Source organism: Pseudonocardia kongjuensis, from assembly GCF_039526905.1.
In the GTDB taxonomy this organism is placed as follows: Bacteria; Actinomycetota; Actinomycetes; order Mycobacteriales; family Pseudonocardiaceae; genus Pseudonocardia; species Pseudonocardia kongjuensis.
Map to the genome: position 1 here is coordinate 181,065 of NZ_BAAAJK010000033.1, position 25,229 is coordinate 206,293.

Annotated in this window: 17 protein-coding genes; 8 read left to right on the forward strand and 9 right to left on the reverse strand. The window is 74.9% G+C overall.

What is annotated here, in order from left to right:
* The first annotated feature begins 328 nt into the window (after window positions 1-328).
* Both ABD160_RS24165 and cei read left to right on the forward strand, forming a co-directional pair.
* Window positions 329-1,447, forward strand: coding sequence for a phosphotransferase family protein (locus tag ABD160_RS24165; RefSeq protein WP_344026323.1), 1,119 nt, complete (start codon window positions 329-331; stop codon window positions 1,445-1,447).
* Window positions 1,447-2,076 (forward strand): envelope integrity protein Cei, encoded by a 630-nt coding sequence (gene cei, locus ABD160_RS24170; RefSeq protein WP_344026325.1) that lies wholly within the window; start codon window positions 1,447-1,449, stop codon window positions 2,074-2,076. The genes ABD160_RS24165 and cei overlap by 1 nt, the downstream gene beginning before the upstream one ends.
* Window positions 2,077-2,086: 10 nt before the next feature.
* On the opposite strand, the gene ABD160_RS24175 is transcribed toward cei, so the two are convergent.
* A complete protein-coding gene (locus ABD160_RS24175; protein ID WP_344026327.1) occupies window positions 2,087-2,950 on the reverse strand; it encodes an inositol monophosphatase family protein in 864 nt (287 codons plus the stop codon).
* Window positions 2,951-3,154: 204 nt separating this feature from the next.
* Between ABD160_RS24175 and ABD160_RS24180 the strand changes: the two genes are divergently transcribed.
* Both ABD160_RS24180 and ABD160_RS24185 read left to right on the forward strand, forming a co-directional pair.
* Window positions 3,155-4,612, forward strand: a complete 1,458-nt coding sequence (locus ABD160_RS24180) for an RNA polymerase sigma factor (RefSeq protein ID WP_344026377.1) — start codon at window positions 3,155-3,157, stop codon at window positions 4,610-4,612.
* A gap of 290 nt (window positions 4,613-4,902) precedes the next feature.
* Entirely contained in the window at window positions 4,903-8,355 is a 3,453-nt protein-coding gene (locus ABD160_RS24185) for an ATP-binding cassette domain-containing protein (protein ID WP_344026329.1), read from the forward strand.
* A 10-nt stretch (window positions 8,356-8,365) separates the two neighbouring features.
* On the opposite strand, the gene ABD160_RS24190 is transcribed toward ABD160_RS24185, so the two are convergent.
* The 3 genes from ABD160_RS24190 to ABD160_RS24200 form a co-directional block, all read right to left on the reverse strand.
* The gene (locus ABD160_RS24190) at window positions 8,366-9,178 is read right to left on the reverse strand and encodes an alpha/beta fold hydrolase (protein ID WP_344026331.1); all 813 of its coding nucleotides are present in this window, start codon (window positions 9,176-9,178) and stop codon (window positions 8,366-8,368) included.
* A 33-nt stretch (window positions 9,179-9,211) separates the two neighbouring features.
* The gene (locus tag ABD160_RS24195; protein ID WP_344026333.1) at window positions 9,212-10,390 is read right to left on the reverse strand and encodes an NADH:flavin oxidoreductase/NADH oxidase; all 1,179 of its coding nucleotides are present in this window, start codon (window positions 10,388-10,390) and stop codon (window positions 9,212-9,214) included.
* Between the two features lie 136 nt (window positions 10,391-10,526).
* A complete protein-coding gene (locus ABD160_RS24200) occupies window positions 10,527-11,435 on the reverse strand; it encodes a cation diffusion facilitator family transporter (protein ID WP_344026335.1) in 909 nt (302 codons plus the stop codon).
* A gap of 387 nt (window positions 11,436-11,822) precedes the next feature.
* On the opposite strand from ABD160_RS24200, the gene ABD160_RS24205 reads away from it, so the two are divergent.
* Window positions 11,823-12,785, forward strand: coding sequence for a type IV toxin-antitoxin system AbiEi family antitoxin domain-containing protein (locus ABD160_RS24205; RefSeq protein WP_344026337.1), 963 nt, complete (start codon window positions 11,823-11,825; stop codon window positions 12,783-12,785).
* Window positions 12,786-13,144: 359 nt separating this feature from the next.
* On the opposite strand, the gene ABD160_RS24210 is transcribed toward ABD160_RS24205, so the two are convergent.
* The 4 genes from ABD160_RS24210 to ABD160_RS24225 form a co-directional block, all read right to left on the reverse strand.
* On the reverse strand, window positions 13,145-15,637 hold the full coding sequence (locus ABD160_RS24210) for an ATP-dependent Clp protease ATP-binding subunit (protein ID WP_344026339.1): 2,493 nt from the start codon (window positions 15,635-15,637) through the stop codon (window positions 13,145-13,147).
* 75 nt (window positions 15,638-15,712) lie between these two features.
* Window positions 15,713-17,134: a hypothetical protein gene (locus tag ABD160_RS24215; protein WP_344026341.1), complete on the reverse strand. Its 1,422-nt coding sequence runs from the start codon at window positions 17,132-17,134 to the stop codon at window positions 15,713-15,715.
* Between the two features lie 225 nt (window positions 17,135-17,359).
* Window positions 17,360-18,631, reverse strand: coding sequence for an FAD-dependent monooxygenase (locus ABD160_RS24220; protein WP_344026343.1), 1,272 nt, complete (start codon window positions 18,629-18,631; stop codon window positions 17,360-17,362).
* 129 nt (window positions 18,632-18,760) lie between these two features.
* A complete protein-coding gene (locus ABD160_RS24225) occupies window positions 18,761-19,867 on the reverse strand; it encodes an FAD-dependent monooxygenase (RefSeq protein ID WP_344026345.1) in 1,107 nt (368 codons plus the stop codon).
* A 349-nt stretch (window positions 19,868-20,216) separates the two neighbouring features.
* Here ABD160_RS24225 and ABD160_RS24230 point away from each other — a divergent pair, with 349 nt between their 5' ends.
* Entirely contained in the window at window positions 20,217-21,665 is a 1,449-nt protein-coding gene (locus ABD160_RS24230) for a lipopolysaccharide biosynthesis protein (protein WP_344026347.1), read from the forward strand.
* A 26-nt stretch (window positions 21,666-21,691) separates the two neighbouring features.
* On the opposite strand, the gene ABD160_RS24235 is transcribed toward ABD160_RS24230, so the two are convergent.
* The gene (locus tag ABD160_RS24235) at window positions 21,692-22,582 is read right to left on the reverse strand and encodes an ATP-grasp fold amidoligase family protein (RefSeq protein ID WP_344026349.1); all 891 of its coding nucleotides are present in this window, start codon (window positions 22,580-22,582) and stop codon (window positions 21,692-21,694) included.
* Between the two features lie 240 nt (window positions 22,583-22,822).
* On the opposite strand from ABD160_RS24235, the gene ABD160_RS24240 reads away from it, so the two are divergent.
* Window positions 22,823-23,833 (forward strand): glycosyltransferase family 2 protein, encoded by a 1,011-nt coding sequence (locus ABD160_RS24240; RefSeq protein WP_344026351.1) that lies wholly within the window; start codon window positions 22,823-22,825, stop codon window positions 23,831-23,833.
* A 39-nt stretch (window positions 23,834-23,872) separates the two neighbouring features.
* A complete protein-coding gene (locus ABD160_RS24245; protein ID WP_344026353.1) occupies window positions 23,873-25,111 on the forward strand; it encodes an MFS transporter in 1,239 nt (412 codons plus the stop codon).
* Window positions 25,112-25,229 lie beyond the last annotated feature (118 nt).

Below are 25,229 nucleotides of genomic sequence, written 5' to 3' on the forward strand. Positions count from 1 at the left end.
CCATTCACGTCGTGCTGCCCACTCCGGCCCGGTGAGCAGCAGGTCCTTCGCCTTGGTTCAGTCGTCGCGTGCCGCAGGGGAACGTCGCGGCGAGCAGGTTTGTGCCCGGCAGCGGTAGTGACGCCGGTCTCACTCCGCCGACGGTTCGGCAGTGATCGACTCGAGTCCGTCCGGAGGAACCGGTCCGCCACCGGCGGGCGGCAGGGTAGCCCAGCGCCCGGCGGGCGTCGCGAGGGGTGTCCCACCGGCGACCGCGAGAGTACGCCGCCGGCCACGCCAGGGTGTCGTGGCGGCCGCCCCGCCGTCGTCGCGACTAGGGTCGGTCGGCGTGACGACGAGTGCCCGCACGCCCACCCCCGGTGCCGATCCCGCCGCGGTCGGCGGGTGGCTCGCCACCGTCCTCGACGACGAGCGGTGGACCTCCGCGCGGCTGGCGCCGATCGGTGCGGGCCGCTCGAACCTCACCTACCGGGTCGACTCCCCCGCCGGGTCCGTGGTGCTGCGCCGCCCGCCGGTCGGCGACGTCGCCGCCACGGCCCACGACATGGGCCGCGAGCAGCGGGTCATCGCCGCGCTCGCCGGCACCGCGGTGCCGGTGCCCGCGGTGCTCGCCACCTACCCGGGCCCGGGCGACGCGGCCGGGCACGACGGCCCGGCCGGGCCGACCGACGCGCCGTGCTTCGTGATGGAGCTCGTCGACGGCGTCGTGCCGCTGGCCGACCTGCCGGACGGCTGGGCGACGACCGGGGACGACCGGCGGCGGATCGGGGAGGCCCTGGTCGACGTCCTGGCCGCCCTGCACGCCGTCGACCCGGCAGAGGTCGGGCTGGCCGACTTCGGCCGCCCCGAGGGCTTCATGGAGCGCCAGATCCGGCGCTGGGGCAAGCAGTGGGCGGCCGCCCGCGACGGCGCCGACCCGATCCCGGTCGACGAGGCGGTGGAGACCGATCTCACCCGGCTCGCCGAGCGGCTCGCCGCCGACGTCCCCGCCACCCAGCGGCACACGATCGTGCACGGCGACTACCGGCTGGACAACTGCGTGTTCGACGCCGCCGACCCGGGCCGGATCCGGGCCGTCCTGGACTGGGAGATGTCGACCCTCGGCGATCCGCTCGCCGACGTGGGCCTGCTGCTCGTCTACTGGAAGCAGGCCGGGGACACCGGGATCTGGGCGGACGCCCAGCCGCTGCCCGGGCCGACGACCCTGCCCGGCTTCCCGACCCGCCGGGAGCTGGTCGACGGCTACGCCGCCCGGACCGGCCTCGATCCCGCGCCGCTGCCCTGGTACGTCGCGTTCGGCGCGTTCAAGCTGGCCGTGGTGCTCGCCGGGATCCTGGCCCGGGTCCGCGCCGGGTCGGTGCCCGCGCAGATGGCCGACGGGCTGGACGGCTCGGTCGGGCCGCTCGTCGCGCTCGGCCATCACGTGCTGGACGGGGGCGGGTTCTGATGTTCCCGGACACGTCCCGCCACGAGCGGCCCTACGAGCGCCGGCGCAGCCGGCCGATCATCCTCACCGCCGCGGCGCTGGCCGTGCTCGCCGTCGCCACCTGGACGGTGGTGCTCGGCACCGCGTCGGACGGGCCGTCGTCGACCGACTGCCCGGCCCCCGCCGCCGGCGCGCTGCCCGGCACCGAGCTGGACCGCAGCGAGCTGGCCGGGGTCTCCCCCGCCGCCCCGCGCGACGTCCGGTTCCAGGTGCTCAACGCCGGCGGCCAGCGCGGCCAGGCGAACCTGGTCTCCGCGCAGCTCAAGGACCTGGAGTTCGGCGAGGCGACCGCGCCGGGCAACGACCCGGCGTTCCCGGACGGCGACCTGGGCTGCATCGGGCAGATGCGGTTCGGCGCGGACGGCGAACCGGCCGCGGCCACCCTGGCGCTCGCCCTGCCGTGCGTCGAGCTGATCCGCGACGACCGCCCGGGCGCCGTCGTCGACGTCGTGGTCGGCACCGCCTTCACCGACGTCGCACCCGGCCGCGCCGCCCGCGACGTGCTGGACCAGCTGTCGTCGCCGGGGGTCGAGGGCGGCCCGCGGGCCGACGAGGGGCTGCTGGCCCAGGCCCGCGACGGGGTCTGCTGACCGCCGGGACTCAGACCTGCGCGGCGCCGCTGCGGCGGGCCAGACCGGCCAGCTCGTGGGCGATCCCCGGGGCGGCGGCCAGGGTGACGTCGTCGCCCAGTCCCCCGGTCGTCCCGCCCGCGTCGGCCGGGTCGGACATGCCCGGCGGGACGGCGATGTGCAGCACCGCGCCCGCCTCGCGGGCGATCAGCGCGCCGGCCGCCCAGTCCCACCAGTTGCAGCCGTGCTCGAGGTAGCCGTCCAGCCAGCCGGCCGCGACCGCGCACAGGTCGAGTGCCGCCGCGCCGGCCCGGCGCACGTCGCGCACCTCGGGCAGCATCGTGGCGACCATCCGCGCCTGGCGGGCGCGGCGCTCGGCCCGGTAGGCGAAGCCGGTGCCGATCAGCGCCTGGCCGATCTCGGTGGTCGCCGCCACCGCCAGCGGCCGCCCGTCGCAGGTCGCGCCGAGCCCCCGGCCGGCCGACCAGAGCCGTCCCGCGGCGGGCTCGGCGACCGCGCCCGCGACGGTCGCACCGCCGTCGACCGCGGCGATCGAGATCGCGTACCAGGGCAGTCCGTACAGGTAGTTGACGGTGCCGTCGATCGGGTCGACCACCCAGCGGGCGGTGGCCGCGTCACCCGCGCCCTCCTCCCCGTACACCGGCTCGCCCGGGCGCAGCTGCGCCAGCCGGTCCCGGACGAACCGCTCCACCGAGGCGTCGGACGCGGTCACGACGTCGGTCGGGGACGACTTGGTGGACACCGCACCGGCTGCCCCGGCACCGCTCGCGTCCCGCGGGGCGGGCAGGCCGCGCAGGTGCTCGGCGGCCTCCGCCGCGACCTGCTCGGCGACGGCGCGGAGGGTGGCGGGATCGCTGGTCTCGTGCGGGCTCACGGCCCCATCCGACCACGCGCGGGACCACCCGGACGCGCGGGGCGGCGTGAGGTGCGTCCCGTCCCGCGGTGCGCAGTTACAATGGAACGCGCACCCCGTCTCCGGGACGCGCGGCGACCACCATCGACGCCGGCGACCGAGGCGGTGCCAGGACAGAACATTCCGACCGATCCGTGATCCCGCCGCCCGGCGGACATCCCGGCGATCCGGTCGCGTAACGACTCCAGCGCACGTAGCGAGAGGGCCCAGGTGGCAGCCGCAGACTCCGCAGCACGCAGCGACTCGACCGTCGAACCGACGTCGGGTCCCGCATCCCGCAGCCGCCGTACGTCCGGTGCGGCCGCGTCCACCACCACGGCGAACAGCACCGTCAAGAAGGCGGCCACGCGTACCCGCAAGACCGCGGCTCCGAAGACCGGTCCGAAGAAGGCGGCCCCGAAGAAGGGGACCGACCCGGCGACGGACGGCGAGGGCGTCGAGCTCGACGAGGCCGCGGTCGACCTCGAGGACGGCGAGATCGAGGCCGAGGACATCGAGGCCGACATCGCCGAGGCGGCGGCCGACGAGACCGACACCGCCGACGAGCCGGACGAGGACGACGACTCCGACGACGAGACCAACACCGGCAAGAACCGGGTGGCGCCGACCACCCGGGCGTCGCAGCAGAAGTCGGCCGACTTCGTCTGGGACGAGGAGGAGTCCGAGGCGCTGCGCCAGGCGCGCAAGGACGCGGAGCTCACCGCCTCCGCCGACTCCGTCCGGGCCTACCTCAAGCAGATCGGCAAGGTGGCGCTGCTCAACGCCGAGGAGGAGGTCGAGCTCGCCAAGCGGATCGAGGCCGGCCTCTACGGCGCGGAGCGGATCCGCAAGCTGTTCGAGTCGAACGAGAAGCTCTCCCCGCAGATGCGGCGCGACCTGCGCTGGATCGTCCGGGACGGCGAGCGCGCCAAGAACCACCTGCTCGAGGCCAACCTGCGACTGGTGGTGTCACTGGCCAAGCGCTACACCGGCCGCGGCATGGCGTTCCTGGACCTGATCCAGGAGGGCAACCTGGGCCTGATCCGTGCGGTCGAGAAGTTCGACTACACCAAGGGCTACAAGTTCTCGACGTACGCGACGTGGTGGATCCGGCAGGCCATCACCCGCGCGATGGCCGACCAGGCCCGCACCATCCGCATCCCGGTGCACATGGTGGAGGTCATCAACAAGCTCGGCCGCATACAGCGTGAGCTGCTCCAGGATCTCGGGCGCGAGCCCACTCCCGAGGAGCTCGCCAAGGAGATGGACATCACCCCGGAGAAGGTGCTGGAGATCCAGCAGTACGCCCGGGAGCCCATCTCGCTGGACCAGACCATCGGTGACGAGGGCGACTCGCAGCTCGGTGACTTCATCGAGGACTCCGAGGCCGTGGTGGCCGTGGACGCGGTCTCCTTCACCCTGCTGCAGGACCAGCTCCAGTCGGTGCTCGCGACGCTGTCCGAGCGCGAGGCGGGCGTGGTCCGGCTGCGGTTCGGCCTGACCGACGGTCAGCCGCGCACGCTCGACGAGATCGGCCAGGTCTACGGCGTGACCCGCGAGCGGATCCGCCAGATCGAGTCGAAGACGATGTCGAAGCTGCGCCACCCGTCGCGGTCCCAGGTGCTGCGGGACTACCTGGACTGATCCGACGACTCCGGTCGACGAGTGCCCCGGTCGCGATGCGACCGGGGCACTCGTGTGTGTCGGGTCCTCGGGGCACAGCGCTGACTCGTCCCCTCCGACGGCGAACGGTCCGTCACGCTGGACGAGATCGACCGGCTCGTCCGGGCCGGAACCTGGTAGCGCACCCCTGACGTCCGTCCACATCGGACCCCGAAAACCGGCGGCGCCGACCGCCCCGCCGGGCTAGCGTCGATCACGGACCGGCGCCGGAGATCCCGCGCCCACACGGTCCGTTCCCCGGGGGGTGTCTGGTGCGCGCGCTGACGTGGCGTCGGCTCGGTGGGCCCGCCTCCGCCGTCGCGGTGGGCACCGCCGTGGTCGCGGCGGCGGCGGAGGCGATCGCCGCGACCGTCGTCGGGCGGGTCGCCGCGGGCCCGACCGGCACCCTGGTCATGCTGCTCGCCGCGCTGCTGCTGGGTGCGGCCGTGCTGGACACGATCGGGCGCGTGCTGTTCGCCGGGGTCGTCGGCCGCGCCGAGGGCCGGCTGCGGGCCGATCTGCTGGACTCCGCGTTCGCCCAGCCCCTCCCCCGGCTGGAGGACCAGGCGGTCGGCGAGCTGCTCGACCGGGTCGACGACGACGCCCGCCAGCTCGCCCAGCTGATCCGCCGGATCGGCTGGGAGACCGGGCGGGCGCTGATCCGCTCGGTGCTGGCCTGGATCGCCGCCGGGCTCGTGTTCTGGCCGGCCTGGATCGTGTTCCCGCTGGTCGCGGCGCTGGTCGTGCTGGTGGTCCGGCCGCTGACACCTCGGCTGGCGCGCTGCAAGGTCGCCGAGGAGACCGCCTGGTCCGATCACTCGGCGCAGCTGGAGGAGGCGATCGCCGGGCAGGACGACGTCCGCACCTCGCTCGGGCAGCCGCACGTCGTGCGCGGCTACGCGGCGCGGGCCGCCGCGGTGATCGCGCGGGTGCACGCCACCTGTGTCGCCGCCACCCAGGTCGGGCTGCGCGCCGGGTTCGTCGCGCACGCCCTGCTCGGCGCGGTCGCGCTCGGCGGGGTGTGGCTCGTCGCGGGCGATCCGGGCGGGATCGCCGCGCTGGTCACGTTGTGGATCCTGGTGACCGCCTTCGTCTCCCAGGTGGACGCGGTCGTCGACCGGATGCCCGACATCCAGGCCGGCATCGGCGCGCTGACCCGGGTCCGCTCGCTGCTGCTCGCCGAGCGGGAGCCGGACGGCGGCCTGCCGCTCCCCGACGGCCCGGTCGGCGTGCAGCTGCGCGGCCTCACCGCCGGGTACGACGGCGGGTTCCGGCTCGCCGGGATCGACCTGGACGTCCCCGCCGGGACGACCTGCGCGCTCGTCGGGCGCACCGGATCCGGGAAGTCGACGGTGGCCAAGGTGCTGTCCCGGGCGATCGAGCCGCCGTACGGGCAGGTGCTGATCGGCGGGCGGGACGTCCGCACGATCGCCCTCGACGACCTGCGCCGCGGGATCGGTGTCGTCACCCAGCGCACCGAGATCCTGGCGACGACGCTGGCCGGGAACATCGCGCTGCTCGATCCCGCGGTGTCCCGGGACGCGGTGCGGGCCGCGGTGTCGGCGCTCGGCCTGGACGGCTGGGTGGACGCGCTGCCCGACGGGCTGGACACCCGGCTGGGCAGCGGCGGGATCACGCTGTCCGCGGGTGAGCAGCAGCTCGTGGCGTTCGCCCGGCTGCTGGTGCGCGACGTCGCCGTCGTCGTGCTGGACGAGGCGACCGCCCGGATGGACCCGCGGACCGAGGAGCGGGTGACCGGCGCGGCGCAGGCGCTGCTGGCCGACCGGACCGGGATCGTCGTCGCGCACCGGCTCTCGACGATCCGGCGGGCCGACACGGTCGCCGTGCTGGACGACGGCCGGCTGGTCGAGCACGGCGACCGGGCGCAGCTGGCCGCCGGGACCGGGCACTACGCCGAGCTGCTCGCCTCCACCGGCGACCTCGACGGGCCGCAGGCCGGCCCGGCCGAGCGGTCCGGGCCGGCCGGGGACGGCCTGCCGCACCGGTCGGCCCGCCGCCCGGTGCCCGCAGCCGCGCCGGTCCCGGCCCCGAAGCTGTGGCGGACGACGCTGCGGCTGGCGTTCGTGCACCCGCGCTGGGGTCTCCTCGGCGGGCTCATGTTCACCGTCGCCACGCTGGCCGGCGCGACCGGCGTCGTCACCGGCTGGTTGTGGGGGCAGGTCGCCGCCGCCCTGCAGGGCGGCGGGACGCCGTGGGGCCCGGCGGTCGTCCTCACCGGGGTGCTGCTGCTGTTCCCGGTGTGGATCGCGGTCGCGTTCCGCACCTACCCGCGCTGGTGGACGGCGACCACCCTGCGGCTGCGGCTGGCGGTGCTGCGCGGCCAGACCATGCAGCACCGCGGCGGCCGCGCACCGGCCGGCGAGGTGGTGGCGCGCGCGCTCGACTCGGACCGGATGGTGCTCTACGTCGACCGCTGGGTGGACGTCGTGAACTCGGTGATCGTCGTGGTGGTGGCCGGGCTGGTCGCCGGCGACGTCCGGGTGGCCGCGGTGATCGGGGCGTTCCTGCTGCTGTGTGCCGGGATCGCCGCGGTCGGTGCGCCGTTCGCCGGGCGGGCCGGGCGGACCGCGGCGGACGCCCGCGCGCGGTTCGGCACCTCGCTCGGCTCGGCGCTGGACGCGGCCCGCACGGTGAAGCTGGCCGCCGCCACCGGCGTGGTGGCGCGCCACCTCGGGGAGGTCGACGCCCACCGCGTGCAGGCGACCGTGCGGGAGTACCGGGTCCGGGTGCTGCTGGAGGGCGTCCCGGGTGTGCTGATGCAGTCGGCCGTCGTGCTGACCTGGGCCATGTACCTGACCGGGCGCTGGGACCTCGCGATCGCGCTGCTGGTGTCCACGACGCTGAACGGCGCCGGGTTCCTCGGCCAGGTGTGCGCGGCCGCGGTCACCGAGGCGCCGATCGCCCGGCGCTGGCTGCGCGCGATCGCGCCGTTCACCGGGCCCACCGACCCGACCCGGCTCCCGGCAGGCGTCGACATCGTCGCCGGGACGGCGCCGGAGCCGCCGCCGGAGCCGCGCGAGCCGCTGCACCGGCTGACCCTGGAGAAGGTCACCGCGGTGCACGACGACGGCACCGTCGGGGTGGAGGGTGTCGATCTCGACGTCGACGCGGGCGAGCTGGTGCTGGTCACCGGCCAGGTCGGGTCCGGGAAGTCCAGCCTGCTCGCGGGCCTGGCCGGGCTGGTCGGGCACGAGGGCGTCATCCGGTGGAACGGGAACGCGATCGACGATCCGCAGCGGTTCCTGCGGCCCGGTCAGGTCGCGTTCGTGGGCCAGGTGCCGCGGGTGCTGTCCGGCACCTTCGACGACAACATCGCACTCTCCCACCGGCGGCCGGTCGCCGCCGCCGTGGACGACGCCCGGCTGGCCCGCGACGTCACGGCGGCGGGCGGCCCGGACGCCGTCGTCGGGCACCGGGGCATCCGGCTCTCCGGTGGCCAGGTGCAGCGGCTCGCGATGGCCAGGGCGCTGGCGACCGGGGCCGAGCTGATCGTCGCCGACGACGTGTCGTCGGCGCTGGACGTCCGCACCGAGATCGAGCTGTGGGCGGCGCTGCGGCGGCGGGGCAGCACCGTGGTCGGGGCCAGCACCAAGCGGGCCGCGCTGGCCCGGGCCGATCGGGTGGTCGTGCTGGACCGGGGCCGGGTCGCCGACGAGGGACCGTGGGACGAGCTGTCGGCGCGCTGGTCGCACCTGGCCGGCTGAGGTCCGGGCGTCAGCCGGCCGGGAGCGGGTGCTCGGCGAGGAACCGCAGGACCTCCGCGGAGGCCCGGCGCCGCCGGTCCAGGAAGTACGCGTGCCGGGCCCCTGGCAGGACGACCAGCTCCGCGCCCGGGATCCGCTCGGCCAGCAGCCGTCCGTTCGCCACCGGCGTGTACTCGTCGGCGTCGCCGTGCAGGACCAGGGTCGGCGCGGTGACACCGGGGAGCGCCGCCCAGGCGTCGTGCCGGGCACTCGCCCGGCGGTGTCCGGCCCGGGCCCTGGTGGTCATCGACGCGTCACCGAGGACCGGCAGCGGACCGGCCCACCGTTCGCCGACCATCAGGCGGACCAGCTCGCGTCGCGCGGGACCCGGGGGGCCGGCCAGCGTGCGCAGGATCCCCCGGTCCGCCGGTGCGGTACCGAGGCCGCCCGCGCTGGTGCAGCCCAGGACCAGTGCTCCGACCCGATCCGGATGGTCGACGGCGATCCACTGTGCGATCCGGCCGCCCATCGAGGTGCCGTAGACGTGCGCCCGCCCGATCCCGAGCTCGTCGAGCACGGCCACCGCGTCGTGCGCGAAGCGCCGGGTGCTCCACTCCCCGTCGGCCACGTCGTCACTGGCCCCGGTCCCGGCGTGGTCGACCGCGATCGTCCGGTGGCCGGCGAGGTCCGGGCGGACCGGGCCCCACCAGTCCCGCGAGTTCGCCTGCCCGGCGAGCAGCAGCAGCGGCTCACCGTCGCCGGCGACGTCGAAGCCGATCCGGGTGCCGTCGGGCGCGACCGCCCACCGGCCGGTCGGGCCCGGGGCGGACGGTGCGGTGGTCACGGCGCACACCGTAACCACCGCACCGGGCGCGGCTCAGGCCGAGCGGAGGTGCTGGTCGGCGGCCACCGGCGCACCGGAGGCGGGCCAGCCGATGCTCGGGTCGTGGCCGCGGAAGTTCGACAGCCACCAGCCCCAGTCCTCGGGGACCAGCGAGAACGGGTCCTGGTGGCCGAGCTCGCGGGCCGCCCAGACCGGCCAGTGCGCGTTGGCGAGCGCGGGTCGGCCCAGCATCACCAGGTCGATCTTCTCGTCCCGGATGGCGCGGTCGGCGTTCTCCGGGATACCGAGGTTCCAGCTGACCGTCACCGGGATGTCCACCTCGCGGCGGACGCGGGCGCCGCGCTCCACCCAGGCGGAGACGTTCGGGAAGAACGGATCGGTCATGTCGTCGGTGTTGCCGCCGAACGACAGGTCGGCCAGGTCCAGGCCGTGCTCCTTGAGCCAGCCCACCACCTGCACCGACTCGTCGAACGTGACGCCGTCGGGGTGGTAGTCGTCCGAACCGAGCCGGGCGGTGAGCGGGTACTCCTCCGGCCACACCTCGCGGACCGCGTCCATCGCCTCGAGCAGGAACCGGGCCCGGTTCTCCAGCGATCCGCCGTACCGGTCCTCGCGCCGGTTCGCCAGCGGCGAGTAGAAGCTCGCGGCCAGGTAGCCGTGCGCGAAGTGCATCTCCAGCCACTGGTAGCCGGCGTCGAGCGCGCGCCGGGCGGCGTCGGCGTACTGCCGGTGCAGCGTGGCGATCTCGTCGGTGCTGAGCGCGTGCACCGGGAACGGCCGCTTGCCGAAGCCGTACGGCACGTCGGACGGGCCGACGCACTGCCAGCCCTCCGGGTGGTCCGGCGGCAGCTGGCGGCCCAGCTCGTTCGCCACCCACGGCTTGAGCTCGCTGCCGTTGCGGCCGGTGTGCCCGAGCTGGATGCCCGCGACGCCGCCCATGTTCCGGATCATCGCGGTGACCCGGGCATGGCCCTCGATCTGGTCGTCGTCGTAGATCCCGGCGCAGTGCACCGTCGTGCGGCCCTCCGGCGCGATCGCCACCTGCTCGGGGAACACCAGGCCGAACCCGCCGGCCGCCCGGGCGCCCAGGTACATCAGGTGGAAGTCGTCCATCCGGCCGTCGACCGAGCGGTACATCGTCATCGGCGACATCGCGATGCGATTGCGCAGGGTCACGCCCTTGAGCGTGTAGGGGGTGAACAGGTCGGGCACGGTGGGCTCCTCGCGGTCGGGGGTGCGACCACGATGGCGCCGGTGCGTTAGCGGTGGATGTCGCGGCGGATCGATCCCGTGAACAGGACCTCACGATGTGGGCCGGGCCACCGTGAGGTCGATCTTGGCCGGGAGCTCAGCCGCAGTGGTTCTCGTGGGCGACGTGCGCGTCGTGCTCCACCTGCAGCGTCGAGTGCTCCAGCCCGAAGCGCTCCCGCAGTGCGTGCGAGGCCCGGTCCAGCACCGATCCGGTGCCGCAGTGCAGCTCGATCTCCTCGTCCACCACCAGGTGCGCCGACATCGCCGGGGTCCGGTCGTTGATCGCCCACAGGTGCAGGTCGTGCACGTCCCGGACGCCGGAGACGGCGAGTAGCTCGGTGCGCACCGCGGCCACGTCGATCCCCTTCGGTGCGCCCTCCAGCAGCACGTGCGACGCCTCGCGCAGCAGCCCCACCGCCCGCGGCAGGATCAGCGCGACGATGAACAGCGACGCGACCGTGTCCGCGTACGGCCATCCGGTGGTCATCAGCACGACCGCGGCGGCGAGCACGCCGACCGAGCCCAGCGCGTCGCCCAGGACGTGCAGCATCGCGCCGCGCATGTTCATGTTGCCGCGGTCGCCGCCGGACAGGACGACCAGCGCCGCGATGTTGCCGAGCAGGCCGAGCGCGCCGATCACCAGCAGCGGCAGGCCCGGGATCTCGACCGGCTCGAAGATCCGCTGGACGCCCTCGACCGCCACCCAGACGACGACCGCGACCAGGGTCAGCGCGTTCAGCGCCGCGACCAGCACCTCGGCCCGGCCCATGCCGTAGGTGCGCCGGTCGGTCGCCGGCCGGGCGGCCAGGACGGACGCGACCAGCGCCGCGAACAGCGCACCGGCGTCGGTGAGCAGGTGACCGAGATCGGCGAGCAGCGCGAGCGAGCCGGTGAGCAGGGCGCCGACCGCGCCCAGCACCGCGGTGCACAGCGTGATGGCGAGTGCGATCCCGAGCCGCCGCCGGTCCGCGCCGCCGTGCCCGTGGCCTCCGTGTCCGTGCCCCATGCCCGCAGCTTACTCATGCATGTATTCGCATGTCTAAACGGATAGGGCTCCGGTCGGGGGGCCGGCTCCGGGGTGCGCCTCGACCCCCGGCGCTCCTCTCGCACCCCCAGCACCTCGGCGCACCGGGTGGAACGGGTGCGGACCGGTGCGGGGGGTGCGACGACGCGACCCGGAGTCGGACGCCGCCGCCGTCGCACCCCCAGCGCGTCCGCGCACCGTCTCCACTCGGTGCGCGGACGTGGCGAGGGTGCGGCGACCGCGACGAGGTGCGGTGAGCGGGACGTCTGTCCACAGTCTCGTTCCGAAGTGGACGCCGGTGGCCGGTTGTCCACAGCCGGACGGAGTAGTCCCTGGTCAGCAGGGGTGTCGCAGCGCATGGTGGCGGTCATGAGCATCTCACTCCCCCGGTCCCGATCCGGTGTGCTGCGGCGCAGCGAGCTCCTCGCCGACGGTCTGAGCTCCGGCGAGATCGAGCGGCTGCGGCGCGCGGGCCGGATCCTGCGACTCCGCCGGGGCCGGTACCGGGATCCCGCCGACGGCCCCGTCACCGCCGAGGCGGCGCACGCGCTCGCCGCACGGGCGGCCGTCGGCGACGTGGCGGCGGACGCGGTCTTCGGTCACGTCACCGCGGCCGTGCTGCTCGGCCTGCCGGTGTGGTCGGTCCCGCTGCGGCGCGTGCACATCATCCGGGCGCGCGGCGGGGGCGGCCGGATCCGGCCCGCGCTGCACGTCCACCCGGCACCGCTGCCCGCGGAGGACGTCGTGGAACTCGGCGCCCTCCGGCTGACCTCGCCCGCGCGGACCGTCGCCGACCTGGCGCGGACCCTGCCGGAGGACCGGGCACTCGTGATCGCCGACGGCGCGCTGGGCCTCGCCGGGAGCTCCGCCGACGACGGGGTCCCTCGGCCGGGAGCGACCACGCGCAGCGAGATCGCCGCCGTGCTGGACCGGCAGCCCCGGTCCCGGGGGCGATCGGCGGCGGCCCGGGTGGTGGACTTCGCCGACGGCCGCTCGGGCAGCCCCGGCGAGTCGCTCAGCAGGCTCGGGATGCGCCGGGCCGGGCTTCCGGCCCCGATCCTGCAGTATCCGGTCCCCGGCACGTCCTACCGCTGCGATTTCGGCTGGCCGGATCACGGGATCGTGGGCGAGTTCGACGGCCGGGGGAAGTACGGGCGTCTCGTCGGACCGGACGCCGACCCGGAGACCGCCGGCCGACTCGTCTGGCGGGAGAAGCGCCGGGAGGACCGGATCCGCGCGACCGGGCTGATCGTCGTCCGGTGGACGTGGCCCGACATCGGGGCGCCGGGACCACACGGCATGGTGGGCCTCCTGCACGAGGCACTCCGATGACATCGCACCGCCCGCGCGACGCCGCACCGATCTGCACGGGTGCGGCGCCGGAGTGGGGGTGCGGCAACGGTGCGGAGGGGTGCGACGAGCAGGCCGGGGTGCGGCAGGGCAGGCACGCCCGGTGCGGCCCGGCAGGGCTACCGGGTCCGGCAGGACTGCCGGCCCGGCAGGGCTACCGCGTGCGGCAGGAGCTGCCGGCCCGGCAGGGCTACCGCGTGCGGCAGGAGCTGCCGGGTGCGGCCGGCACGGCTGCTGGGTGCGGCCGGCACGGCTGCTGGGTGCGGCCGGCAGGGCCACCAGGTGCGGCCGGCAGGGCCACCGGGTGCGGCAGGACTGCCGGGTGCGGCCGGCATGCCGCCTCACGGCACCGCCGGCTCCCCCGCCTCGACGACCAGCTCACCGTCCTCGGCGCCGACCCGGACGGTCCGGCCGGGCCCGATCCGGCCGTCGAGCAGCATCGCCGACAGCGGGTTGTCCAGCTCGCGGCGGATCGTCCGGCGCAGCGGCCGGGCACCGAAGTCGGGCTGATAGCCGTGCTCGGTGAGCAGGCGGACCGCGTCGTCCCCGACCTCCAGGCCGATCTCCTTGCGGGCCAGCCGGTCCCGGGTGTCGTCGAGGAGCAGCCGGGTGATGTGCGCCAGCTGCTCGGTGTCCAGTCGCCGGAACACGACGGTCTCGTCGATCCGGTTCAGGAACTCCGGCCGGAACACCTCGCGCAGCCGCGGCATCAACCGGTCGGCGAGCACCGCGTCCTCCCGCTCGGCCGGTGTGGCCTCCTGGGCCGCCGCGGAGCCGAAGCCGAGTGTCATGCCGTGCCCGGTGATCAGCTCGGAGCCGACGTTCGACGTCATGACGACGACGGTGTGCCGGAAGTCGACGGTCCGGCCCTGGCCGTCGGTGAGCCTGCCGTCGTCGAGCACCTGGAGCAGGGTGTTGAAGACGTCCGGGTGCGCCTTCTCGATCTCGTCGAGCAGCAGCACCGAGTACGGACGCCTGCGGACGGCCTCGGTCAGCTCGCCGGACTCCCCGTACCCCACGTAACCGGGTGGGGACCCGACCATCCGGGCCACGGTGTGCTTCTCGCCGTACTCGCTCATGTCGAGCCGGACCATCCGGTCCTCGTCGCCGAACAGGGCCTCGGCGAGCGCACGCGCCAGCTCGGTCTTCCCGACCCCGGTCGGGCCGAGGAACAGGAAGCTGCCGACCGGGCGGTCCTCGTCCCCGAGCCCGGAGCGCGACCGGCGGATCGCCTCGGCGACCGCGGTCACCGCCGGATCCTGCCCGACGACGCGCCGGTGCAGCTCGTCCTCCAGCCTCAGCAGCCGGTCCCGCTCGGCCTCGGTCAGCTGGGTGACCGGGATCCCGGTCGACCGCGACACCACCTCGGCGATCTCGTCGACGCCGACGGTCGGCGCCTTCCCACCCGGATCCGCCGGATCGGCGGCGAGCCGGGCCCGGGCCTCGGTGATCTCGTCGCGCAGCTGGGAGGCCCGCTCGTAGTCCTCGTGCGCGACCGCCTGGTCCTTGTCCCGGGTCAGCTGCTCGATCCGCTGCTCGATCTCCCGGTGGTCGACGGTCGGGGTGCGGGTGCGCAGCCGCACCCGGGCCCCCGCCTGGTCGAGCAGGTCGATCGCCTTGTCCGGCAGGAACCGCTCGGTGACGTAGCGGTCGGACAGCTCGACCGCCGCCCGCAGCGCATCCGGGGTGTACCGGACCTGGTGGTGTGCCTCGTAGCGGTCGGCCAGGCCACGCAGGATCGCCACGGTGTCCTCGACCGACGGCTCCGGCACCAGGACGGGCTGGAACCGCCGGGCCAGCGCGGAGTCGGACTCGATGTGGCTGCGGTACTCGTCGAGCGTCGTCGCGCCGATCACGTGCAGCTCGCCGCGGGCCAGCGCGGGCTTGAGGAGGTTGCCGGCGTCCATCGCGCCGCCCTCGCCGCCACCGGTGCCGGCGCCGACCATCGTGTGCAGCTCGTCGATGAACACGATCAGGTCGTGCGAGTGCTCGCGGATCTCCTCGATCAGCGTGCGCATCCGCTCCTCGAAGTCGCCGCGGTACTTGGTCCCCGCGACGACGCCCGCCAGGTCGAGCTGCACGACGCGGCGGGCGCGCAGGGTGTCGGGCACCTCGCCGTCGGCGATCCGCTGCGCGATGCCCTCGACGACGGCGGTCTTGCCGACGCCCGCCTCGCCGATCAGCACCGGATTGTTCTTGGTGCGGCGGGACAGCACCTCGACGGTCTGCTCGATCTCGTCGTCCCGCCCGACGACCGGGTCCAGCCGGCCGCCGCGGGCGGCGACCGTCAGGTCCTGGCCGTACCGGTCGAGCGTCGGGGTGGCGGAGTCCGGCTGCTCGGGCACCGGTCCGGCCTGCGGGGTCCGGCCGTCGGTCATCGAGCCCGGCGCGAACCGGGAGCGGGCGAGCAGCCGCCCCGCGGCGGACTCCTCGTTGGCCGCCAGTGCGAGCAGCAGGTGCTCCGGGCCGATGTAGGTCGACCCCAGCGAGCGGGAGATCTGGTGCGCGTCGAGCAGGGCCCGCTTCGCCGACGGGGTGAGCGACGGCGGACGCGGATCGGTGCCGTCACCGCGCGGCAGCCGCTCGTCGAGCGTCCGCGCGATCACGTCGGGATCGCCACCGGCCCGGGTGATCCACTGCCGGGTCGTCTCGGTGCGTGCGCAGGCCAGCAGGATGTGGGTGGCGTCCAGGTCGGCGTCGCCGCGCCCGGACCGCTGCACGGCCTCCTGTGCCGCGTGGGCCATGATCTCCCTGGCACCGGCGCTCATCAGCCGGTTCAGGTCGATCCGGTGCACCGGTCCACGGGGGTCGCCGGGACCGAAGAAGCCGGTCATCAGTCACCTCTCGTCGGGTTTCGCCGCTGGGAGGCGTTCCCGCCGGTCCGGCGGGTGAAACCCGCGCGGTGCGGCTCAACCGTTGCCGGTGAGAGTGTCCGGGGCCGCGGTTCCGTCGTCCGCGGCGAGCACGTCCGGGGCGACGGTGACACCGTCCGCGGCGAGCACGTCGGAGGCGACGTCGCGGCAGGCCGCCCAGCCGAACTCGACGTCCCGCTCGGCCGGGTAGGTCGTGAGCACCGCGAGTGCACGGTTCTCCCAGGCGAGCACGCAGTTGACGTTCCAGTATCCGGCGCCGTGCCGGGTCCAGCCGTTCTTCTCGGCGACGGCGCCGGGGAGCATGCCGTGGATCCCGGAGCGCCCGTCGGGGGTGATCGAGGCCAGGTCGGTGAGCAGCTCGGTCCCGCCCGGCCACTCCTCGGCGCGGTCCCGGACGCAGGCCAGGATCGCGGCCGCGTCCAGGGCGCTGAGCTGGGTGAACGACCACCAGCCGGGTCGCGACGTGGTCACCGACACCCCGCACTCGGCCGCGAGCCGGTCGGTGGTGGCCTCCCGGCCGCCCCGCCGGTAGAGCCGTTCCGCGGCGGAGTTGCTGCTCGCCCGCACGGACGCCGAGATGTCGGCCCGCTCGGCCTCGGTGACCGGGCGCCCTGCCTCGGCCGCGGCGCGCAGGGTGTCCGCGGCCAGCCACGCCTTGATCGTCGACTCGGCCTCGGTGCGGGTGCTGTCGGCGTCGGCGGAGCCGGTCCAGCGGCCGGTGGCGGTGTCGAGCAGCGCCCAGGACAGCTGCAGGCCCTCCTCGTCCTCCCGGGCGACCGGGATCGTGCCCGGCGGAAGGGTGACGGCCTCGCGCGGGGCGATCCCGGCGTCGGCTCCCGGTTCGATCATCGCGAGGAGCAGGTCCCGGGTCGTCCCGTAGAGCAGCGACGCGGCCGACTCCGGCTGCGCGTCCAGTGGCCCGGCGGGCGGCACCACCGGATCCGCCGCGGCGGTGTCGCCGGCCGGCTCACCGCCGGCGGCGGCCGGCTCACCGCCCCCGGCGGCCGGCTCACCGCCCCCGGCGGCCGGCTCACCGCCGCCGGCGGGGGGCTCACCGCCGTCGGCGGCCGGGGCACCGTCCGGCACCGGTGCGCCGTCGGCCTGCGGTTCGGGCAGGTACGGCCCGGCCGGGCCGGGTCCCGCCACCGCCGGTCCGGTGCCGGGCGCGCCGGACGACGGTCGCGGCGCGATCGCGACGGCCGACGGGACGGGCCCCGGCACGTCGGCCGCGCGGCCCGGGCCGGACGCGGGGGCCGGGGCGGGCACGACCGCCTGCGCGGGGGCGGGCGCCGGGCCGGGCGCCGGCTGTTCCGGGTCCGGCGATGCGGCGGCGACCGCGGACGGTCCGGCCGGCGCAGATCCGGCCGGGGCCGTCCCGGCGCCGAGCGCGGCGGGCGCGGTCACGGCGACGACCGCAACGAGCGCACCGGCCCAGCGGTACAGGCGTCGTCCGGGCACCGCTCCCCCGTCCAGGACCGGCGGGCGACCGACGTCGCGACGGGAACCGGCCCGACCCGATCTTCACCGACCGCGGGCCGTTCCGGACAGGCGCCGTTGAACGTTCACACAGGATTATCAGGATTCACCGGCAGATCCCGGCGAACCGTGACACCCCGGACACGGACCGTCCTCACGGGCGGCGCCGGGCGGCCCGGGGCCGGCCGGGCGGGCGCTCAGGGACGCTCAGGGACAGCCGGTGAGCGTGGACACCGGGCTGACCTCGCCCCGGCGCAGCGCGCGGCGCAGCCGGCGGGCGAAGGTCAGCTGCCGGCGGACCTGCCGCACCGGCTCGATCTGGGTGGCCTCGTGCAGCCGCCGGTGCAGCGGCCCCTGGTCGCCGCGCCGGTCGAGCAGCGACCAGGAGAACTCGATCGCGTCGACGCCGTCGAGACGCTGCGGCACGGTCTCGAACCACTGCATGCTGCGCCGGGCCATGTCCTGCACCGGTGCCATCGCCGCGCGGCGGCGCGCGTCGTAGGCGGCCAGCGCGGCCTCGACGTCGGTGACCGGCTCGACCGCGCCGTCCGGGCCGTGCGCCGGGTAGAGCTCCTCGGCGAGCGCGATCGCATCGGCGACGGCGAGCACGGTGCCGGACCCGATCGCGAAGTGCGTGGTGTGCGCGGCGTCGCCGGCGAGGACCACGTTCCCGGAGCGCCACGAGGTGTTGCGGACCTCCCGGAACTCCAGCCAGGGCGAGTCCCCGGCACCGGGCGGCGCGATCAGCGACTCGCCGTCCAGCGAGCGGTGGAAGATCCCCTCCAGCATCCGCATGGCCTCGTCGGCGGGCATGGTGTCGAGCCCCAGCCCGCGCCAGGTGTCCGGTGTGCACTCGACGATGCAGGTGCTGACGCAGTCCGCGGCCGGGTAGGCGTGGAACCAGATCCAGCCGGCCCGGGTGTACTCGAAGGTGAAGGTGAACGCGCGGAACGGCTTGGACGTCCCGAACCAGACGTAGCGGTTGGCGCCGTGCGCGATCCGGGTGCCGAAGTCGTGCTCCCGCGCGGTGCGGATCGCGCTGCCGATCCCGTCGGCCGCGACGACGACGTCCGCGTCGGCGGTGAGCGGATCGGCCGCGAGATCGCCGTCGGGCGCGACGGCCGTCTCGAACCTCAGGTCGACGCCGACCTGCCGGGCGCGGGCGGTCAGCACCTCGAGCAGCCGGGCCCGCCCGATCGAGTAGCCGTACCGGCCGCCGAGGTGGACGGTCTCGTCCCCGACCTCGACGACCTGGTCGCCCCAGACGTGCGCGGCGGCGCGGACGCCCTCGGCGCCGACCGGGTCGGTCCGGTACAGCTCGTCCAGGATGTCCTCACCGAGGGTCACGGCGAAACCGGACGCGGTACCCGGCGCGGTGCGTTCGGCGACGACGACCTCGTCCCGGCCACCGGAGCGCAGCCGCGCCAGGATGCCGGTGTAGAGGCCGGCCGGGCCACCACCCACGCAGACGATCTTCACGCCAGGTCCCTTCCGTGCCCGCCGGGGAACGGGCTCGGCGTCAGGGTAGGGCAGGAACCGGACACCGGCGCTACGAGGGGTAGCCGGTTCCGGTCCGGACCGTGACGGATCAGGTGACGCGCGGTGTGCTCAGCCGATCGCCCCCCGCTCGCCGCGCTGGGCGGCGCGCCGGACCCGGCGCGCGCTGGTCAGGGTGCGGCGGACCTGGCGGACCGGGCCGATCTGGGTCGCCCGGTGCAGCCGGTAGTGCAGGCGGCCCATGTCGCCGCGCCGGTCCAGCAGCGCCCAGGAGAACTCGACCGGGTCCTCGCCGCGCTCCAGCCGCTCCCCGGCCCGCTCGAACCACTGCATGTTGCGGCGGGCCATGTCCTGGATCGGGCCGAGCCGGGCGCGGCGCCGGGCGTCGTAGGCGGACAGCGCGGCGATCCGGCCCTGCGCGGTGGCCCGGCTCTCGGGCGTCGCGTACAGGGCGTCGGCCAGCGCCACCCCGTCCTGGACGGCGAGCACGGTGCCGGACCCGATCCCGAAGTGCGTGGTGTGCGCGGCGTCCCCGGCGAGCACCAGGTCGTCGTCGCGCCAGGTGCGGTTGCGGACCTCGCGGAACCGCAGCCAGGGCAGCTCGCCCGCCCCGTCGCCGCCGGCGGGGGCCAGCAGCCGGTGCCCGCCGAGCGCGTCGGCGAAGATCGACTCCAGCATCCGGAGCCCGTCGGCCGCCGGCACGGAGTCCAGGCCGAGCCCGGTCCAGGTGTCCGGCGCGCACTCCACGATGCAGGTGCTGGCGCCGTCGGCGGACGGGTAGGCGTAGAACCAGATCCAGCCGGCGTCGGTGCGCTCGAAGGCGAAGGTGAACACGTCGACGCAGCGATCGGTGCCGAGCCAGACGTAGCGGTTCTCCCCCGGCTCGACGGTGGTGCCGAAGTGCCCGGCGCGGGCCGTGCGCAACCGGCTGCCGACCCCGTCGGTGGCCACGACGACGTCGGCGTCGATCTCGTCCCGGCCGGTGACGTTGCTGCCGAACCGCAGATCGACGCCCAGCTGCTCGGCGCGCTCGGTCAGCACCTGCAGCATGGTGACCCGGGCCATCGAGTAGCCGTACTTCCCGCCGAGGTGCACCGGCTTGAGATCGCCGATGCGCACCATCTGGTCGCTCCACAGCCGCGACGCCCGGCGCAGCGCGGGGGCGCCGGCGGGGTCGGTGCGGAAGAAGTCGTCGAGCAGGTCCTCGCCGAACGTCACACCGAAACCGTGCGTCCAGCCGCGCCGGTTGCGCTCGTGAACGACCACCTCGTCTCGGCCCCCGGACCGCAGACGGGCGAGAATCGCCAGGTAGAGGCCGGTGGGCCCGCCTCCGACGCACGCTATACGCAACCGAAGCCCCCTCGGTTCAGGTGTTCACCCCAATGGAGTGGCACCGTAGCGCAACGTTTGCGAACCCCGATCGGGTGTGCGGCCGCCGGTGCCACCCGGACCATCGTCGACGGCGGGTCATCGTTAGCGTGGGCAGCGTGTTCGCTGCGAGCGCCGCCGGGTGCGGCACCGCCCCGCTGACCACGCGCCGTGCGGGCGCCCGGTGAGCGTCGGCGGCATGCTCGCCGGACGGGTCCGTTCGGTGCGCCGGGAGATGGGCAACCCGCTCTACCGCAACGCCTACGCCCTCATGCTGAACACGGTCGTCAACTCCGGGTTCGGCCTGCTCTACTGGATCTTCGCGGCGCGCACCTACAGCCCCGAGGAGGTGGGGCGCGGCTCGGCGCTGGTCAACCTGATGATGCTCATCTCGGTGCTGACCACGCTGAACTTCGGGCAGGCGCTGATCCGGTTCCTGCCGACCGCGGGGAACGACTCGGCCCGGCTGGTGCGGCTGGCCTACGCGGTGTCGGCCGGTCTGGGCACCGTCGCCGCCGCCGGGGTGATGATCTACCTGAACCTGGTCCACTCCCCCGGTGACCCGCTGTGGGTCTCGCCGGGATTCGCGATCTGGTTCGTGGTCTCGACGGCCGCCTGGTCGATCTTCAACCTGCAGGACCAGGTGTTCACCGGCCTGCGCTCGGCGATGTGGGTGGCGCTGGAGAACGGCGTCTACGGCGTCGTCAAGCTGGTGCTGCTGGTCGCGGTGTCGTTCACCTCGGTCTCCGACGGCGTGTTCACGTCCTGGTCCGCCCCGGTGCTCGCGCTGCTGGTGCCGTTCACCCTGCTGATCGCGCGCCGGCTGGTCCCCCGGCACGCGGCCGCCTCCGCCGCCGAACCGGGCGCCGGCGCGCCCGCCCCGGCGACCCTGCGCCGCTACATGGCGGGCGACTACGTCGGCCAGGTGTTCAACCAGGCGACGTCGTCGTTCCTGCCGGTCCTGATCATCCAGCTGCTGGGCCCGCAGCAGAGCGCCTACCTGCTGCCCGCGCAGACCGTGTTCATCGCGATGAACATGCTGTCGGTGGCGATCACCTCGTCGCTGGTCGTCGAGGGCTCGCGGGACCCGGCGCGGGCGCACCTGCTGGCCCGCTCGATCCTGCGCCGGATCGCGGTCATCGTGCTCCCGGCGGCGCTGCTGGTGGCGCTGGCCGCCCCGCTGCTGCTGCTGCTCTACGGCCGCGAGTACGCCGAGAACGCCTCGCTGCTGCTGCAGCTGCTGATGATCTCGATGCTCCCGCGGGTCGTCGTCACGCTCTGGATGACCCGCTCCCGGCTGGCGAACCGGACCGGCCCGCTGGCCGTGCAGCAGCTCGTGCACGCCGTCGTCGTGCTGGGCGGGACGATGCTGCTCTCGCCCTCGCTGGGGCTCGACGCGGTCGGCTGGTCCTGGCTGGCCGCCGAGCTGCTGCTCGCGGTGTTCCTGGCGCCGATCGTCGTGCGCTGGCTGCGCGGCACCCATCCGGTGCCCGCCCGCGGGCCGGCCCCCACCGATCCGGGCGCCGGCGAGGTCACCGAGGTGATCGGCCGGATCGACGACGGCGGCGACGGCAACGATGGCGGCGGCGGCCCGGCCGGGCCCGCCGACGACGGCCCGACCCGGCGGATCCCGCGCGTGCGGGAGTGACCCCGGGAGTGCCCCCGGAGTGACCCTCAGCCCCGGTCGATGAACCGCTCGGGGATCGGGGTTCCGTTGCGCCACAGGTTGCCCAGCGCCCGGTCGAACGCCCGCGGGCGGAGCCGGACCAGCCCGCCGCCCGGGTTGTGCGTGATCTCGCCGAAGTAGACGTGGCCGTCGACGTCGTAGAGGTCGATCCGGGCGAAGGTGAAGTCCTTGCCCAGCGCACGGGCGATCTCGAGCATCCGCTCGTAGCCCGCCGGCTTCTCCGGCAGCGACCGGGCCTGGGAGAACCGCCCGGAGATCCGGAACGGCACCCAGTCCGGGTGCATCATCGTGGAGGTGTGCGCGACGAACCGGTCCTGGTCGACGACGACCATGGCGGGCTCGCCGTGGAAGACGAAGAACTTGTAGTCGTTCGGCGCCCCCTGCCCGTCGCCGATCATCTCCTCGACGACCGCCCGCGGGGTCAGGCCCTGGTAGGGGCGCTCCCGCCAGCCGTGCCGGAAGAAGTCGGTGCGCAGCCAGCGCGCGACCGTCGCCCGGATCCGGGCATGGTCGGCGGCGGCCGGGTGCGGGACCAGGATGGTCATGTCGCAGCCGTGCGTCCCCTTCACCACGTAGGGCCGCTGCGGGCCCTCCAGGTCGAGGTCCTCGGCCCGCTCCACCACCTGGATCAGCGGGATCAGGTGCTCGGCCCCGATCCGGTCCGCGACGTGCGCGCGCACCCGGTACTTGTCCGCGGTGACGTGCACGAGTTCGGTCTGTTCGCCGAGATTTTTCTTCGCCAGCAACTGTGCGTAGGTCTTCGGCTTCCGGAACGTCGTGATCTCGCCCTGGAACAAAGCGTGGTGCATGATCGCGAATGCGCGGTGCGGCAGGAATCGGAGCCGCCGGGACAGCATCACCCGAGCGTCGAACGACATTCTCGGGAGGATAGAGGAGCCCCTCTCGCCACCCGTCCCCGGGCACGTCGTGCCAGCAGGTGGTTACGCCGGGGCACCGGCGGACGACTACCCCTTCGAATCCGGAGCCCTTCCGGTTCGACGACAATGATCACACTGTCGGAGCAACGCCCTTGTGGTGCAAGGTCGGCGATAACCCCTCCGGACGAATGTCGGTGGGTGCGTGATGCGCCGCGCACACCCGGAAGGAGCCTTGATAACGTGCCGTTCGTGCAGAACAACAGCGTTCTGGTGACAGTGATCACCCCGGCCTACAACGTCGGTCCGTGGATCGCGGAGGCCATCGACTCGGTCCTCGCACAGACCGAGTCCCGCTTCGAGTACCTGATCGTCGACGACGGCTCGACCGACGACACCGCCGACGTGGTCCGTGCCCGGGCCGCGGCCGACCCGCGGATCCGGCTCATCCAGGTGGAGAACGGCGGCTCCGGCGCCGCGCGCAACCGGGCGCTCGCCGAGAGCGCCGCGCCGTTCGTCGCGTTCCTCGACGGGGACGACCGCTGGCACCCGCAGTTCCTGCGGCACATGCTGGAGACCCTGCACACCGCCCCGCCCGGGGTGGGCATGGCCTACTGCCACAGCCGGGTGATGCTGGAGAGCGGTCAGGTGGTCGCGCTGCGCTGGCAGCCGGCCGGCCGGATCGACGTGGACCGCCAGCTCGTCGAGAACAACCCGCCGCACAACGGCAGCTCGCTGATGGTCCGGCGGGCCTGCTTCGACCAGGTCGGCGGGTTCGACTCGTCGCTGCCCTCGGCCGTCGACTTCGAGATGTGGCTGCGGATCGCGACCGGCTCGAACTACCCGCTGATGTGGGGCACCCGCCGGTACCTGCTCGACATGCGGCTGATGCGCACCGGGTCGATCAGCTCGAACCGGCAGCGCCGCTTCGAGTGCCTGGACAAGGTGATCTCCGACTACGCGCCCGGCATGCAGCGGATGCACCCGGGGATGGCCTACATCCGGCCCGCCGTGTTCGCCTACCGGGACGGGCTGGACGACTTCGGCGACCGCTGGTCGCTGCTCGCCCGCGAGGCGGGCACCGCGGCGCTGGCCCGCGACCCGTGGGGCCGCTCGCTGCTGGCCTGGAACGGCGCCGGCCGGGAGCGCCGCGCCCGGCTGCGCACCCTGCGCGACGGCGCCCGCAAGGGCGCCTACCGCGGCATGTCCGGTGCGCTGCGGACCGCCGGGAAGCTCAACGCCCTGCGGGGCTGACACCCGTCCGGCGGCGCCGGCCGGACCGTCGGGGCCGTCATGCATGCTCGCCGGGTGGTGGAGCGGACGACGGCGGCACGGCCGGGCCGGATCGAGCGGCGGGCCCGGGCCGGGGTGGCCCTGGTCTTCGCGACCAACGGCCTGGTCTACGCGAACCTGCTCCCCCGCTTCCCGCAGCTCAAGGACGATCTCGGGCTGACCAACGCCCAGCTCGGCCTGGCCGTGGCGGCGATGCCGTTCGGCGCGCTGCTCGCCGGGCTGACCGCCGGCGCGCTGATCGCGCGGTTCCGGTCGTCGCGGGTGGCGTCGTTCGGGATGGCGGTGATCGCGGCCGGCGTGGTGCTGGTCGGGTTCGCCCCGGGCTGGGGCCTGTTCGCGGCCGCGATGTTCCTGGTCGGCGCCGCGGACGCGGTCGTCGACGTCGCGCAGAACGCGCACGGCCTGCGGGTGCAGCGCCGCTACGGCCGTTCCATCCTCAACTCGTTCCACGCGCTGTGGTCGGTCGGCGCGGTGGCCGGCGGGCTGATGGGATCGGCCGCGGCCGGGATCGCGATGGCGCTCCCGCTGCACCTGGGCCTGTCCTCGGCGCTGTCGGTGCTGATCGCGGTCGCGGTGTACCCGCTGCTGCTGCGCGGGCCGGAGGACGCCGAACGCCGCGATCCCGGCGGCACCGGCGGGCAGGCGCCCGCCGGGCGGCGCCCGTGGGCCGGGCTCGGGCTCCGGACGGTCCTGCTGCTGCTGGTGTTCGGGCTGGTCGCGAACTCGGGAACGGTCGTCGAGGACGCGGGTGCCACCTGGGCCGCGGTGTACCTGGACGGGCTGGGGGCGGGCGCCGCGATCGCCGGGCTCGGGTTCGTCGCGCTGCAGGGCTGCCAGTTCGTCGGCAGGCTGCTCGGCGACCGGATGGTGGACCGGTTCGGCCAGCGGGCGGTGACCCGGGCCGGGGGCGCCCTGGTGCTCGCCGGGATGGGGACGGCGCTCGCGTTCCCGACGGTGCCCGGCAGCGTCGCCGGGTTCGGGATCGCCGGCTTCGGGGTGGCCACCCTGGTCCCGGCCGCGATGACCGCCGCCGACCGGATCCCCGGTCTCGCGCCGGGCGCCGGGCTCACCGTGGTGACCTGGCTGATGCGGGTCGGCTTCCTGCTCTCCCCGCCGGTGATCGGGGTGATCGCGGACGCCGCCGGGCTGCGGACCGGGCTGCTCGTCGTCCCGCTGGCCGGGCTGGTCGTGCTGTTCCTCGCCGCGGCGCTCCCGGGCCGCCGGGCGCCCGCCGGCTGATCCCGGGCCGGCCGCCGAGCCGGACATCCGGCACGTTCCGTCGGTCAACGCTGCGTCTCGACACGAACCGATCGGTCGTTTAGCGTCGGCGGCCATGTCGTCATCCGTCCCGTCGGCG

Bases quoted from the DNA above. Each gene is read 5' to 3' on its own strand.
- cei (WP_344026325.1), top strand. From the start codon at position 1,447: ATGTTCCCGGACACGTCCCGCCACGAGCGGCCCTACGAGCGCCGGCGC.
- ABD160_RS24200 (WP_344026335.1), bottom strand. From the start codon at position 11,435: ATGGGGCACGGACACGGAGGCCACGGGCACGGCGGCGCGGACCGGCGG.
- ABD160_RS24205 (WP_344026337.1), top strand. From the start codon at position 11,823: ATGAGCATCTCACTCCCCCGGTCCCGATCCGGTGTGCTGCGGCGCAGC.
- ABD160_RS24210 (WP_344026339.1), bottom strand. From the start codon at position 15,637: ATGACCGGCTTCTTCGGTCCCGGCGACCCCCGTGGACCGGTGCACCGG.
- ABD160_RS24230 (WP_344026347.1), top strand. From the start codon at position 20,217: ATGCTCGCCGGACGGGTCCGTTCGGTGCGCCGGGAGATGGGCAACCCG.
- ABD160_RS24235 (WP_344026349.1), bottom strand. From the start codon at position 22,582: ATGTCGTTCGACGCTCGGGTGATGCTGTCCCGGCGGCTCCGATTCCTG.
- ABD160_RS24245 (WP_344026353.1), top strand. From the start codon at position 23,873: ATGCATGCTCGCCGGGTGGTGGAGCGGACGACGGCGGCACGGCCGGGC.